Origin of the sequence: Poseidonocella sedimentorum (assembly GCF_900116005.1) — a bacterium.
Lineage (GTDB): Bacteria > Pseudomonadota > Alphaproteobacteria > Rhodobacterales > Rhodobacteraceae > Poseidonocella > Poseidonocella sedimentorum.
Genome location: NZ_FOYI01000014.1, coordinates 1 through 14,356, shown reverse-complemented (window position 1 = coordinate 14,356; position 14,356 = coordinate 1). Strand labels below are relative to the sequence as shown.

The 14,356-nt window shown below is 57.8% G+C and carries 12 protein-coding genes; 7 read left to right on the top strand and 5 right to left on the bottom strand.

Translation table 11 applies throughout. The features are described from left to right. Window positions 1-3: 3 nt before the first annotated feature. From BM353_RS14830 to BM353_RS14795, 7 genes are all read left to right on the top strand, one after another. Complete coding sequence (locus BM353_RS14830; RefSeq protein ID WP_014881195.1) at window positions 4-300, top strand: hypothetical protein; 297 nt, start codon at window positions 4-6, stop codon at window positions 298-300. Window positions 301-416: 116 nt separating this feature from the next. Then, the gene (locus tag BM353_RS14825) at window positions 417-2,882 is read left to right on the top strand and encodes a type I restriction-modification system subunit M (protein ID WP_092082243.1); all 2,466 of its coding nucleotides are present in this window, start codon (window positions 417-419) and stop codon (window positions 2,880-2,882) included. Continuing rightward, a complete protein-coding gene (locus BM353_RS14820) occupies window positions 2,875-4,167 on the top strand; it encodes a restriction endonuclease subunit S (protein ID WP_092082241.1) in 1,293 nt (430 codons plus the stop codon). Before BM353_RS14825 ends, BM353_RS14820 begins: the two co-directional genes overlap by 8 nt. Beyond that, entirely contained in the window at window positions 4,157-7,423 is a 3,267-nt protein-coding gene (locus tag BM353_RS14815) for a type I restriction endonuclease subunit R (protein ID WP_092082239.1), read from the top strand. Before BM353_RS14820 ends, BM353_RS14815 begins: the two co-directional genes overlap by 11 nt. Further along, window positions 7,423-8,175, top strand: coding sequence for a M48 family metallopeptidase (locus tag BM353_RS14810; RefSeq protein ID WP_014881191.1), 753 nt, complete (start codon window positions 7,423-7,425; stop codon window positions 8,173-8,175). Before BM353_RS14815 ends, BM353_RS14810 begins: the two co-directional genes overlap by 1 nt. A 366-nt stretch (window positions 8,176-8,541) precedes the next feature. Further along, window positions 8,542-9,129, top strand: coding sequence for a hypothetical protein (locus BM353_RS14800; protein WP_092082237.1), 588 nt, complete (start codon window positions 8,542-8,544; stop codon window positions 9,127-9,129). Between the two features lie 60 nt (window positions 9,130-9,189). Then, window positions 9,190-10,299 carry an SEC-C domain-containing protein gene (locus tag BM353_RS14795; RefSeq protein ID WP_092082235.1) on the top strand — a complete coding sequence of 370 codons (1,110 nt, stop codon included), beginning with the start codon at window positions 9,190-9,192 and terminating at the stop codon, window positions 10,297-10,299. Between the two features lie 80 nt (window positions 10,300-10,379). Here BM353_RS14795 and BM353_RS14790 read toward each other — a convergent pair whose 3' ends face one another. The 5 genes from BM353_RS14790 to BM353_RS14770 form a co-directional block, all read right to left on the bottom strand. Then, window positions 10,380-11,933 carry a relaxase family protein gene (locus tag BM353_RS14790; RefSeq protein ID WP_092082233.1) on the bottom strand — a complete coding sequence of 518 codons (1,554 nt, stop codon included), beginning with the start codon at window positions 11,931-11,933 and terminating at the stop codon, window positions 10,380-10,382. Next, the gene (locus tag BM353_RS14785; RefSeq protein ID WP_177220568.1) at window positions 11,927-12,355 is read right to left on the bottom strand and encodes a plasmid mobilization protein; all 429 of its coding nucleotides are present in this window, start codon (window positions 12,353-12,355) and stop codon (window positions 11,927-11,929) included. Before BM353_RS14785 ends, BM353_RS14790 begins: the two co-directional genes overlap by 7 nt. A gap of 41 nt (window positions 12,356-12,396) precedes the next feature. Continuing rightward, window positions 12,397-13,251 (bottom strand): hypothetical protein, encoded by an 855-nt coding sequence (locus tag BM353_RS14780; protein WP_092082231.1) that lies wholly within the window; start codon window positions 13,249-13,251, stop codon window positions 12,397-12,399. 255 nt (window positions 13,252-13,506) lie between these two features. Then, on the bottom strand, window positions 13,507-14,118 hold the full coding sequence (locus tag BM353_RS14775; protein WP_143104179.1) for a GIY-YIG nuclease family protein: 612 nt from the start codon (window positions 14,116-14,118) through the stop codon (window positions 13,507-13,509). Next, window positions 14,078-14,356 (bottom strand): transposase (locus BM353_RS14770; RefSeq protein ID WP_177220567.1); only part of this gene is annotated, 279 nt, incomplete at its 5' end. The genes BM353_RS14770 and BM353_RS14775, both read right to left, overlap by 41 nt.

Sequence of the window (14,356 nt, the reverse complement as noted above, 5' to 3'; positions counted from 1 at the left end):
CCGATGCAAAAGCCAAGCGACAACTGGAAGAAACTTCGGCGCGCAACACTGGAGCGTGCACGCCGCAACGCAGTCGAGCCGTTGGAACCGCTCAATACGGTACTCTTGGTTGCCAGCGCACTCTATTTGATCGGTTTCCTGAGGCTGAGCTTCGGGGGGCAGCCTCATGATTTTACGTTGATATCCGGCGCGGCCATCTTTGCGGTAGCACTATCTGGAATTCTGGTGCCCATTCTTTCGGGTTCCGTCATCACGTTGCGGCTTGCAGACCGTCAGCTCAAAAAACTGATTGAAGAATGACACGATGCATTAAAGCCCCTCGCATTGATACCTCTGCGGCCCGTCCTGCGGCGTACGCCAGCGGAATTTGTACATTTGCACGCTCTGAGCGCGCGCCAACTTAGGAATACCAGTAGATGCCACTGACACTCGCCCAATTGGAGCGTCACCTTTTTAGCGCTGCAGACATCCTTCGCGGCAAGATGGATGCCTCGGAATTCAAAGAGTACATTTTCGGGATGCTCTTCCTGAAGCGCTGTTCGGACGTGTTCGAACAGGCCCGCTTAGAGGTGGTGCAAAAGCGTATCGCGAGCGGCGTGGCCCCGGAGCAGGCCGCAGAAGAAGCGGAGAACAAGGTTTGGTACGGGCGCGGCGGCACGTTCTGGGTTCCGCCGCAATCGCGCTTTGGTCACCTCGTTGACGAAGCGCACGAGAACATCGGCGACAAACTCAACAAAGCTCTGGGCGGCGTTGAGTCTGAGAACATCGCGCTCGAAGGTGTCCTCGACCACATCGACTTCACCCGCAAAGTTGGTCAAAGCAAGATCAGCGACCAAAAGCTGCGCCAACTCATCAATCACTTTGGTGAAATCCGTTTGCGCAACGAAGATTTTGAATTTCCTGACCTTCTCGGTGCCGCCTATGAATATCTGATCGGTGAGTTTGCGGACTCCGCTGGCAAAAAAGGCGGCGAATTCTACACGCCGCGTTCGGTCGTCCGGATGATGGTCAGGTTGCTGAAGCCAACGCTCGAACATGACATCTACGATCCCTGCTGTGGGTCTGGTGGCATGCTCATCGCTGCCAAGGATTACATCGACGAACATGGTCAGGACGGGCGCAGGGCCAACCTTTTCGGTCAGGAAGCCGCTGGCACCGTTTGGTCCATCGCCAAGATGAACATGCTGCTACATGGCATCAACAGCGCCGACCTGCGGAACGAGGACACCCTAGGTGAACCGCAGCACGTTGAAGACGGCGAACTGCGTCGCTTTGATCGGATCCTCACGAACCCGCCGTTTTCGATCAACTGGGGTTCCAAGGACAAAGACCGCTCTGGTGAATACACGTGGCAGCCCAAGTTCAGAGAACGCTTCTTCCATGAGGTGCCGCTTGGCTCCAAGAAGGCCGACCTCATGTTCCTCCAGCACATGTTGGCCGTCAGTCGTGACGGCGGCATGATCGCAACGGTGATGCCGCACGGCGTTCTGTTCCGGGGCGGAGACGAAGGTAAAATTCGTCAGAAGATCATCGAGAGCGACCAGATCGAGGCGGTCATCGGCCTCGGCCCGCAACTCTTCTATGGAACTGGCATCCCGGCTTGTGTGATTGTCCTGCGCCAGCGGGTGCACCATGGCGCGAACCTCGTGTCGGGCAAGCCAGCCGAACGGCAGGGCAAGGTGCTCTTCATTAATGCGGATCGCGAATATTTCGAAGGGCGCGCGCAGAACCATCTGCTGCCGGAACATATCGAAAAGATCATCACCACGTTCGAGGAATACCGTGCAATCCCCGGCTTCTCGGCCATCGTCGACATCGACAGGCTGCGCGAGAATGACTTCAACCTCAACATCCGCCGTTATGCCGACAACGCCCCGCCGCCAGAGCCGCATGACGTCCGCGCGCATCTGGTCGGCGGCATCCCGAAGGCTGAGGTTAAGGCAAAGGCGGAGCTGTTCCAATCCCACGGGCTGGACCCGATGGACCTGCTGACGCCGCGCGATGAAAACTACTTCGACTTCGCCGCAAGCCTGGCTGCCAAGTCAGACCTTAAGCCCGCCATTGAGACAAACGCGGGCCTCACCGCCCGTGAGGCAGAGATCAAGGACAGCTTCAACGCGTGGTGGGACGCGCATCGCGATAGCATCAAATCCCTCGCCGGGGCCGAAGACCCTGCCGCGCTGATCACCTTGCGCGACGAACTGCTCTCCAGCTTTTCCGACACACTGGAAAGCCTCGCCATGCTCGACCCGTTTACCGTGCGGGGCATCATCGCGCAGTTCTGGAACCAGTCGCGGTTCGACTTCCTGACCCTCATGGCGCGCGACACCAAGGGCGTGGTGGATGCCTGGCGCACCTCTATCGTCACGGCGCTGGAGGATAAGGGCAACAAGGAAAACCCGCTCGATCACAAGCTGGTCGCCTTCCTCATGGGCGACTTCGTGCGCGAGATTGCAGAGCTTGAGGCGCGCAAGGCGGAACTGGATGCACAGATCAAGGCAGCGACGGCCAAGCCTGAAGAGGGCGAGGAAGAAGAGGACGAGGCCGAACCGGTGGATGAGGCGCAGATCAAGCGCTGGAAGAAGGAGCTAACCGAGGTCAAGAAGACGCTGAAGGCCAAACAGGCGCAGTTCACGGATGAGATCAATGCAGGCGTTGACGGGCTGTCATCCGAGGAGGCAGCGTCGCTTCTGCTGAAAATCCTGCACGACGATATGCAGAAAATCCTGATCCGCTACATCGCCGCGCAGCGCGGGCAGATCGTGGCGGCGTTTGAGAATTGGTGGGACAAGTATCGCGTGACCCTCACTGAGATCGAGGGCGCACGGGCAGAGGCGACGGAGAAGCTGGCTGGGTTCTTGAAGGGGTTGGGGTATGTCTAAACCGAGCCTACCAGAAGGTTGGAGTAGCCGCTCACTGGCGAGTCTAGGTCAGTATGAAAATGGCTTTGCATTCAATGATCAGCATTGGTCAGAAGAAGGCCTTCCCATCGTTCGCATCGCTCAGATCACTGGCTCGCAAGAGATTGTGGATCGCTTTGCTGGCCAGTTGCCTGACAAGTTTCGCCTGGCGTCAGGTGACATGATTTTCTCTTGGAGTGGCACCCTTGCGGTTGTTCGCTGGGATGGCGGGCCTGCTTGGCTTAATCAACACCTTTTTAAAGTTACATCCGCGTCAGATGTGGATGACGGCTTCATGTTTCATGTGCTGTCGGACTCCGTTGCGGAATTCGACAAGCGTGCGCATGGCAGCACGATGAAGCACATCAAACGCGGCGAACTGGCTGAATATTCCGTAGGCGTCCCTGACGATCCCAAAGAGCAATCCAAAATCGCCGAGGTGCTGGATACGTTGGATGCGGCGATCCGGGGGACGGAGGCGGTGGTGGCGAAGTTGAAGGCGATGAAGCAAGGGCTGCTGCATGACCTTCTGACCCGCGGCATCGACGCAAACGGAGACCTCCGCCCCCCACACACCGAGGCCCCCCACCTCTACAAAGAAACCCCACTCGGCTGGCTCCCGAAGGAGTGGGATGTCTTACCCCTTGGAGAAATCACTCGCGAGCTCGCTCAAGGGTGGAGCCCAGACTGCCCATCAGAAGAAGCGCTTGCAGACGAATGGGGCGTGCTAAAGACAACCGCTGTTGTTTGGCAGGGATACCAAGCGCACGAAAACAAGCGGCTGACCATGGGTCTCAAGCCAAGGCCGCACCTGCAGGTCGAAGCGCGCGACATTTTGATAACGCGGGCAGGTCCATCCAGCAGAGTCGCGGTCGTGGCCTATGTTCCTGAAACAAGGGATAAGCTTATGATTTCTGATAAACTCTACCGTCTCAGGGTCCATCAACGGCACAATCCTGGCTACGTTTCGTTGGCATTGGGCTCGACGGCAGTTCAGCGTGAAATCAGCAAAACGATTAGCGGCATGGCAGAGTCGCAAACCAATATTTCGCAAGCCACGCTGAAGCCTTTGCCAACTCCTCTACCCTCTCAACCGGAACAAGACTTCATCGCCGAGACAATCACCGCACAATCGCAAAAAATCACTGAGGAAGAGCAACTCCTTAAAAAGCTCCGACTTCAGAAATCCGGCCTGATGGACGATCTGCTCACCGGGCGGGTCTCTGTCGCGCCTCTGCTCGAAGAGGGGGCTGGACATGGGGCATGAATTCGATGATGTCGAACAGCCCTTCATCGACCAATGTGTCGCCATGGGCTGGCAGGCGCAGACCGGCACTATGGACGACCCCGCCCTGACCGGGCGCACCAGCTTTAAGGAGGTCATCGCGGAGGCCACGCTGCGCGAGCGCCTGCGCGCGATCAACCCCGGCCCCGATGGCAAACCCTGGCTCGATGATGCGCGCCTGTCCGAAGCTGTCAGCGCGCTCACCCGCCCCGGCCAGCGCGGGCTGATGGAGGCCAATCAGGCGGTCACCGAACTGCTGCTCAAGGGCCTGACGGTCGAGGGCCTGCCCGGCTGGGACGGCGGGCGCGGCCAGACCATCCGCTATATCGCGTGGGACGATGTGGAGGCGAACGATTTCACCGTCTCCAACCAGTTCCGCGTCGATTGCCCACCGGGCCATGACGTCGGCAAGGGTTTCATCATCCCCGATGTGGTGATGCTGGTGAACGGCATCCCCGTGGTGGTGGTCGAGGCCAAAAGCCCCGGCATCCCCGAACCGCTGGCCGAGGCGGTCAAGCAACTGCGCCGCTATCACAACGCTCGTAAGGCGGCGCTGGAGGTGGACGAGAACGAAGGCGCGCCTGCGCTTTTTGCCTCGGTCCAGCTTCTGATCGCCACCAGTTTCGACGAGGCGCGCGTGGGCTGCATCGGCGCGGGGCTGGAGTATTACGGGCAATGGAAGACGGTCGTGGGGCCGGATGGCAAAGGCTCCGAGGATGAGGTGGCGACGGCGCTTGGCAAGACACGCTTGTCCGAGCAAGAGCGCATGATCGCGGGCATGCTGCGCCCCGCGCATCTGCTGGATATCCTGCGCCACTACCTGCTGTTCATGAATGTGGGCGGCCAGACCATCAAAACCGTCTGCCGGTATCAGCAATACCGCGCCGTCAACCGTGCGTTGGAACGTCTGCGCAGCGGCAAGACGCGGCTGCAAGACGGCGAATATGATCGGCGCGGCGGCATCGTCTGGCACACGCAAGGTTCGGGCAAGAGCCTGACCATGGTGTTCATGATCCGCAAGATGCGGACCGATTTGGAGTTGCGGAAGTTCAAGGTGATCATGGTCACCGACCGCAAGGACCTGCAGCGCCAGTTGTCGGAAACTGCGACGATGTCCGGTGATGTGGTGGAACTGGCGACAAGCAACAGTTCCCTCAAAAGGCTCGCCCGCCGGAAGGGTCCGGGGTTGGTCTTTGCCACGATCCAGAAGTACCGCACGGATGAGGACGTGGCCGAGGTCACGAAGGGCCCGGCCTTTGACGTGCTGAACGAAGATGACACGATCCTGGTCGTTGTGGATGAAGCGCACCGCACGCAAGCGGGTGATCTGCATGCCAATTTGCTGGCAGCGCTGCCGAACTGCGCAAGGATCGGCTTCACCGGCACACCGATCATCATGGGCGAGAAGAAGCGTTCGACCGAGATTTTTGGCGATTTCATCGATCAATATACGATCAAGGAAGCCGAGGCCGATGGGGCGACGGTTCCGGTGCTTTACGAGGGGCGCACCGCTGAGGGTGCGGTAAAGGATGGGGCCACCCTGGACGGCCTGTTCGAGGATATGTTTCGCGGCCGGTCTGACGAGGAACTGGAAGCGATCCGCAAGAAATACGCGACCAAGGGCAACATCCTGGAGGCTAAAGAGCTGATCGGGGAAAAGGCCCGCGACATGCTGCGTCACTACGTGACCAACCTTTTGCCGAACGGTTACAAGGCGCAGGTCGTGGCCTACAGCCGCACAGCAGTTGTCCGGTATCATGCGGCTTTTTTAGAGGCGCGTGATGAGCTTTTGGCAGAAGCCTCGGCTCTTTCCGACGCTGACAAGTCGTTGGACGACGAAGAGCTTTGCATCCGACCGGCGAAGCTGCAGGCGTTGGTCCAAGCTTGGCGATACCGCGATACGCTGGAGAAGATCGAGTTTGCTGCGATCATGTCCGGTGGCAACAATTATGATGCCAGCTGGAAGCAGTGGACCGAAGGATCAGCGCAGGAAATGCGGATCAAACGGTTCAAGAAACCTCTGTTTCACAAGGACCCCACGAAAGCGGACCCTCTAGCGTTTTTGATCGTCAAATCGATGCTTTTGACGGGCTTCGATGCGCCCATCGAAGGCGTGATGTACCTTGATCGATCGATCCGTGAAGCCGAGCTGTTGCAGGCCATTGCCCGTGTAAATCGAACCGGTTTTGGCAAGACCTGCGGGATCGTCGTGGATTATTTCGGCGTTGCCCATCACCTGAAGTCGGCCCTTTCCGCATATTCGGATGAAGACATTGACGGGGCGCTGGTCAGCCTCACTGACCAAATTCCCATTTTGCGAGATCGGCACATTCGAGTCGTCGACATTTTCAGGCGGGAAGGCTTGGACGATCTGTCGGACGACGAAAGCTGTCTACAAGTGCTGGCAACTGAAAAGTTCAGGGCCGAGTTCACAGTGAAGCTGAAGGACTTCCTCAAGTCCTTGGAAATCGTGCTTCCAAGGCCCGAGGGTCTTCCATTTGTGAAGGATGCAAAGCGCCTTGCCTATATCCAAGCGCGCGCACGGAACAGGTTCCGCGATGTCGCTGTCATCGGTTCAGATGTGGGTGCTAAGGTCCGAAAGCTGATTGATGACCATGTGATCTCGTTGGGTATCGATCCCAAGATACCTCCCGTTCAACTTACGGATGCCGAGTTTGAAGACCAGGTTGGGCACGCCAGCGGTGCGCGCGCCAAAGCTTCGGAGATGGAACACGCGATCCGTTCACATATCCGCAAGAAGCTCGAAACTGACCCTGTTCGGTTCAAGAAGATGTCCGAGCGCCTTAATCAGATTTTAGATGGCTTTGGCCATCAGTGGGATGAAATCATCGAGCAGCTTCAAGCAATTATTGATGAGCTACGGTCAGAGTCCCAATCAACTGGCGAAACTGAATTCGATATACCGGAGATTTATGTCCCCTTCCTTCGCACCGTTCTCGAAGAGGCGGGAGTGGACGAAAACACTCCGGCACAACATCTTCAGGCTCTGCATCGTGTGACCCAGGAAATCGTGGATCGCATTGTCGAAGAGGTTGTTGCCAATCGCTCAATCTGGAGCACATTCAAGATGGCTGATCAAGAAAATCTGCGATCTGAAATCTTCGAAAAACTGGTTGATGCAAAGATCAAGGGGCTTGGTGTTTTGGAGTCAGAGCAGTTGTCGGAACAGTTGATGCAGCAAGCCAAGGCCAATGACGAAGCCTTGAGGGAATTCTGATGCCAAACCTCCCGCTTTCACCCATTCGAACCGGGGGCCGCTCGGTACGTTTTTTCGACCAGCATTTGGACGTAGATGGCCTGTCCTTCAACATACGACGAAGCGATAGAAGAAAGACCCTCCAAATTACCGTGGAGAGGTCGGGTGAACTTGTAATTCTTGCGCCGCCGGAAGCAACTGAAAGTGAACTGGTCGAGTTCGTTCAGGAGAAACTGCTTTGGGTGCATACCAAGTTAGAGGAAAAGGCGCGGCTTCAGCGAAGGGCCCCTGTTAAGGAGTTCGTCGATGGCGAGGGGTTCCTGTATCTTGGTAAAAGTTATCGCCTTCGCTTGGTCGACCGTCAGCTTGTCGATCTGACATTGAAGAATGGACGCTTCTGTCTTCGAACGGCCTCGGTCCATAGAGGCCGGGAAGTCTTTATTTCCTGGTATATTCGCAAGGCGCAGGCCTGGTTCGAGAAGCAAACCCTTCAGCATTCAAACCGCATGGATGTGAACATCAATGAAGTCAAAGTCCAGGACCTAGGCTTCCGGTGGGGTTCGTTCGGATCAGAGGGGAGGGTTTCCTTTCATTGGAAGGCGGCACTTTTGCCGCCGAGGATCGCGCAATACATCATCATCCATGAACTGGCGCATGCCCATCATCCCGACCATTCGGCGAAATTCTGGATCAAGGTTGAGCAACATCTCCCTGATTGGAGGGCCCGCAAGGAATGGTTGGCAGAAAATGGGATGCAAGTTGAGGGTTTGTGAACGTTTCTATTTTGTTGAGGCAGTCCGTCAATCAACTCGAAGCAATAAAGTTGTCAGTTGACAACTTAAAGAAAAAGACCTATTTAATGCCTAGAAAGTCGCACAAGTCCAAGGAGATCGAAGCCGTTCTGCGTGAGCTGGAGGCTTTGGGCTGGACGGTCACTTTGCGTTCTGGGCGTGGTCATGCTTGGGGCCTGGTCCGGTGCCCGAACAACGATCCTGACTGTCGGTGCGGTGAGTTTTGTCAGATGGGTGTCTGGTCGACGCCTCAGAATCCGGGCCGCTTTGCGCGGCAATTGAGGAGTCGGGCGCTCGGTTGCACGAAACTCGACAACACGAACGAAGACGCGCAAGAGGATGAATAATATGGCAGAAATTGAGTTCGAACTGATCTTCGCCCTTCCGGAGGGTGAGCATGAAGCGTTCGATCTGATGGACGCAGTCTTCGAGGCTGGCTTCGAGGATGCCATCGTCGGCACTGGCGTGCCGGGCATGCTTGGCGTTGCGCTGGAAGCCGCGAGTGATCGCGCGGAGGATGCGATCCTCAACGCGGCGCGGGCGATCCAAAAGCAATTGCCTGCGGGCGCGGCTCTGCGGGAAGTGCGGCCTGACCTCGTCAGCCTGGCGGATGTGGCCAAGCGGTTGGATGTGACACGCCAGTCGCTGCAAAAGCGCAAGATGCCCCCGGCCAGCCAAGGCGGGCTGTTCCGTATGGAAGAGGTCTCTGTGGTCATCATGAATGCGGCGGAAGGCAAGGGTTCTGGGGCGCGCAGAGGACGCTTCGCAGTGGACAAGGCGGGGAAGTGGTTGAGTGCGGGTAAAGCGGCGCGGCGGGTGAACGCAGGCCTTGCCGTTGGCGCGATTGACGGGGCGACGCTGGAAGTGCGCGACGATGCCAAGCAATTCATCTACGCAGATGGAAGCGGCCCTCAATCGCGGGCAGGAGCGGCCTAAGCTGCCCTTTTCGCCTGCGAAGGACTGTCTAACAACATCAGAAAGTAAGAGTTTCGCTCTATGAAAGGCAGAGATCGTAATGCGCCTTGCTGGTGTGGCTCCGGCAAGAAATACAAGAAATGTCATCTTGGGCGAGAAGATCAAGAAAAAGGAAACCCGTGGCAGGCGGTTGAGGTAAACCGAAAAGCGTTCACAAAGAAGAAATGCTGCGCACGAGATGTGGGATTAGGAGCTTGCGAAGGAGGTGTCATTAAGGCGCACACAGTCTCGCGGGGCCCGAATCTGTCCAAAATCGCGAAGAATGGTCATGTGCTGCAATACTCCGCGAGCATCCCCGACCTGAACAAGAACGGTGGCAAGCTGTCGATAAAGAAGATCGGTGTTAAGGAGGCATCGGTTTTCTATGGCTTCTGCTCCAAACATGATCGGGACCTGTTCAGTTGCATCGAAAACGAGCCCTTCTCCGGTAGGGCAGACCAATGCCTCGCGGTTGCTTATCGCTCGATGAGCCGAGAGCTATACGGCAAAGACGCAGGGGCGCATTTGCGAGAGACGCTACGAGAAGCAGACAAAGGCCTGGGACCGTTAGAGCAAGTCTTTCTTCAACAAATGTTGGATGACATAGAGACTGGCAACGAAGCTGCTCGACGTGAGTTGAAGGCTACGCATGACAGGTTGACCGAAGCGCTAGCAAAGCAACAAACTGGCGCGCTTAAGTCCATGATTTTCGAGTTCGATGCCCCTTTGCCTTTCATGGTTGCAGGGGCTTGGTCGCCTTTCACGGATTTAGGTGGAAGAGATCTGCAAAATGGTTTCGCCGACGAGTTCCTCGAACAAGTGATGGTTTCTTCATTTGCGTTGGATGGTGGGGCAATGATCTGCGTTTCTTGGCTTAATTCTGATAACGCTCCAGGGCTGCGCATCGCTGAACAACTGCTTGCCCAAAGCAATGATCAATTGGCGTCGGTCTTTCTACAGTTCGCAGTGAAGCACGAGGAAAATGTTTTCTTCGAACAAGACTGGTTTTATGGACTTGATGCTGAGGCGAGGGTGCGGCTCGATCAACTGGCTGCCGACGGTATCGATCCCATGGACAGCGTCCCATCGGTTCCTATCGAAAGTGGCCTCGATCTACAGCTGCCTAGATGCTCGGGGGCTTTTGGAACCTAGCTAAAGAGGAGGGCTGTCGACAGCGTTTATGTGGCGTCTTCTGCCCAAGACAAGACCGCCACTTGGTCGGCGACTAGCATTCAATGCCGCAATCCCCTTTCCGCATGCGCTTCCTGGCTGTCTAGCTGTCCCTCAATCTCTCTGCGGCGGCTTTCGCTAAGGTCAAGCTCTGCTGCAAGCTCTCGTCCAGCGTCTTGTAGCTCGCCTCGTCGTTCAGCAATCCGTTCAAGGCCTTCATGGATGCGGCTTGTGAACGAATGAGCAAGGTCACGCAGTCTTTCAAGCCATCCAGCTCCGTCTCGATCCTGCCGGTCGAGCGTGTCTCCAAGGCGGTCAATTCCTTCGCGGAGGCCTCTGAGGCCTTCACCAACCGCTCGACGCAGGCGAGCAAGTCGCGTTCCAAGGCTGTCAGTTGAGTCATCTAGTCCTCCTCGATCCGAATGCAGGTGACGCGTCGCTCGCCCATCGTGCAGGTTCGCAGGCGCGTCTTCGATGGGTCCAGGATCAGCCAGGTCCCATCGGGCCGCTCGATTCGTGTTAGGCCCAGTTCCGTCAGCTCCGAGCGCGTCAGATGCACCGTCCAGAAGAAGCTCGCGGCCATCATCGAGGCGATCCCCGTCAGCACTATTGCCGCGATCAGCCAGGGCGAGATCGTCAGCCAGAGGCGGATCGATCTCAACCGCGTCTCGAACATGGTCGCCGTCTCGGTCTGAAAGCGGCGCGTATCGCTCGCGATGGGATGCTGCGCGGCGCCCACAATGTTCTTCAAATCGATCCTGAAGTTTTTGAGCTGGGATGAGATCGAGGCGACGTGTTCCTGCCTGATCTCGTCGAGCTCCGCGTTCAGCTTCTCGCTCAGCCGGGTCGGCTTGCCAGTCTTCATGGAAAATCTCTCCTTTCAGCCGCCAGCGCTCACCAGTCTCGGGATCACGGGCGGTGATGTAGGCTTTGCCCGTGCGCGGCAAGTCGAAGCCTGCGTCGGTAAGCGCCTCGATCATGGTCGCGCGGTCGGCGATCAGGCCCATGTCGATCTGGTCCTGTATCCAGGTGTGCAGCTCGTCCCGGCCCTGGGCGCGGGTCGGGGCCTCGACGGTGTCGCGGACCTCTTGAGCACGCTCCACATCCATCGGATCGGCCCAACCGTGGCGCTGGTTCATAACGTCCCGCAGGCTGTCATAGGCGTCCTGGTAGCCCGGCGGTGCGATGTTGAGGCTCTTGCCAGTCGTCAGCTCCAGACGCGGCGTGCAGAAGTGAAGCTCGACCCGGCCTTCGTGGGCGTGCCGGACCCAGAGCACCTCATATTGCTCAGGGTCCAGCCCCGCGAAGGCCAGCCGTTCGAACTGATCCATGACCTCGGCCTGCTGGTCCTCGGTCGGACCGTCGCTGTCGGCAAAACTGATCACGCCCGCGCGGTAGGTCCACTGGTGGCGACTGGCGTCGATCAGGGTTTCGGTGCGTTCGGGGTTTCCTCGCAGAACCTCGGGCAGAGGGTCGCGCGTGACGGTCATCGGCTGTCCGTCGGCGTCACGAATCAGGTCGCGGTTGCCGTCATAGGCCAGCACACGCTCGGCCACGAGGTAGCCGACCGGTCCCGCGCCCGCACCTTTGCCGTTGGGGAAGAACTTGATCAGCACCGCCGCGCCTCATCGAGGAGGGCGGCGAGCTGGCGTTCGATCACCACAAGGCGGCGCGCGACGGTGAGCGAATCGAGGTCTGCGCGCCCGACTTTCATAGCGTAGTTCAGCCAGCGGGCGATCTGATTGAGGTTGCCGCCGATCCGCCCGACCGCCAGCACCAGCGCGGGGTCAACGCGGGGCACGGGTTTACGGCGACGCGCTTCGGTTAGGCCCAATGCCTCGCGCAGGAGGGCCGAAGCAGGCAAGCCAGCGGCCTCGGCCTTGGCGCGCAGCTGGGCCTTCTCGGACGCGGTGCAGCGGAAGACGAAGGTCTCGGTTAGCGGCTTTTTGGCGGCGGCTTTGCCCGCGCCGGTGGGGTTCGAAGGGGAGGCGTGCCGCCCCTCGCAAGGTCCCGTGTCATCGGCGCAGCCGTATGACATGGGTCGCCTTGCTGTTTGCGCTTCGGTGGGATCGGTGACGCTCATGATCTGAGGCCTGCCGCCTGGATTTGGGCCTGTGTCACCAGCTCGGCAGCCAAGAGCGCATCGATCTGGCCGGGAGTGATGTGGCGGCAAAGGGGATGTTTGTCCGTGATCCAATTGGCCAAGCCTGTGAGCATCTGGGCTTCCTTCGCCTTCGCTTCATCTCGGCCCTTGGTGATGTCTTTGATATAGGCGCGCCACCGTCCCGACCTGAACCAGTTGTCCGAGAAACAGACCTTGGAGCGGGTGAAGCCCGCGCTGTCCGCCGCGTAGGCCTTCACGGCCTGCAACAGGTCCTCAACTTCTGTTCCAACGTCCAAAGCCTCCCTGATCCGACTGAGGCACTCAGCCTTCCCGCGCAGACGGTCGGGCGGATAGGAGGCCAAAATCTTCTCAGCATCTTCATCCACCGCCACCATGCGCTCGCGCGTAGAGGGTTTATGGATGGTTTTAGGATGGTTTGGGGGCCGTGGTGGCCCCGGTACCCCGGCCACTGTGGCCCCCGTTCCGGGGCCAGTCTGGACGGGGTCCACTGTGGCCCCCGTCTCGATCTCGGGCTCGGCGGTCAGTTCAAGCACCTCAACCTTGGCTAGGTCGATCCGATAAACGACTGTGAAACCGTTCTTGCACCCCCGTGCCCCGGTCTCGACCAGGATGCCTTCCTTCAGGAACTCCCGGATCGTTCGCTTGACCGTTGTTTCCCCCAATTCGGTATGCCGCTGGATCGTGCCTTTCGAACACCAGATGCCCGACCCATCATCCGAGGCCTTGTCCGCCAAGAACATGATGATCTGCTTACGCGTCGCACTCCCGAACTTCCGCTCCGCGCAAGCGTTTGCCACCCGCCAGCTCATCGGATGGCCTCAGAGCCAAGGTTTGACAAAATGCTGCTAAGTGCTTGATGCGCCGTTGTAGGTTTGACAGATTTTTCGTGACTAACCTGTTGAGCCTTCTCAATAAGCTTCGGTTTGAAAATCCTCGTGTCGGTGGTTCGATTCCGCCCCCGGGCACCATTTAACTAACTGAAATATAATATAAAAATACGCATCCGCGTACGCGCACAATCTTACCGATGATGCGTTGGGGGCTGACCGTGTGCCAACTGGAAATTATGGCGTCTCTTTCGGAGAGTTGTATCTATCCTGATCAACGTGATGCGACGAGTGGGTGCTTTCCTCGCGCTGAAAACTTAGCTTGGAAGATTTACGCTCCGAAAACTCAAGTGTCAGTTCGCTCATGCCCGTGGAATTCATGAAATAGATGAAGTCGATGGAGTTCTTGTTGATGTCTGTTTCGCTGAATGCTTGGAATTCTGTTAGAAACCAGCCTTCGAATTCGTCACCTTTAAACTCGTACCATTCACCAGTGACCCAGAATCGAGCCATACCGAGTTGCAAGTATTTCTCTGTACTTTTGTGGTTCCAGAACGGCTTGACGCCGATCACTTCGCATTCTGGTAGCCAAGTTTTGGCCTGCTTGATCCGTGTCTGCTTGTTGATAGAGCGTCCAATTTTCAATCTAGAACTGGCATGCAGGACATAAATGTAACCGGGGTCCTTAGGCTCAACCCCAAAGTTTGAAAGGCTCTGGCTCGGAACAAATTGATGAGACATTTGGATGATGTCCCACGGCGTGGTGTAGCTCGTGACGGGCCTCGTGCTCACCGGCGGGCCGAGCTTGTCAGTCGCGCTGCGCTGCAGGCAGGCTGACCACGACATCATCGCAGACCGGAGCCAGCGTTTCCAGCGTCATGTACCGACCGCGCTGCACCGTCCATTCCTCGGTCTGTTCCATCAGGCTGGCGCCGACGAGGCGGCGTATGGATGCCTCGTTGGGAAAGATCCCGACCACGTCGGTGCGCCGCTTGATCTCGCCGTTCAGACGCTCGATTGGATTCGTGCTGTGCAGCTTCGTCCGGTGCTGCTGGGGAAAGGTCATGTAGGCGAGGACGTCCTCCTC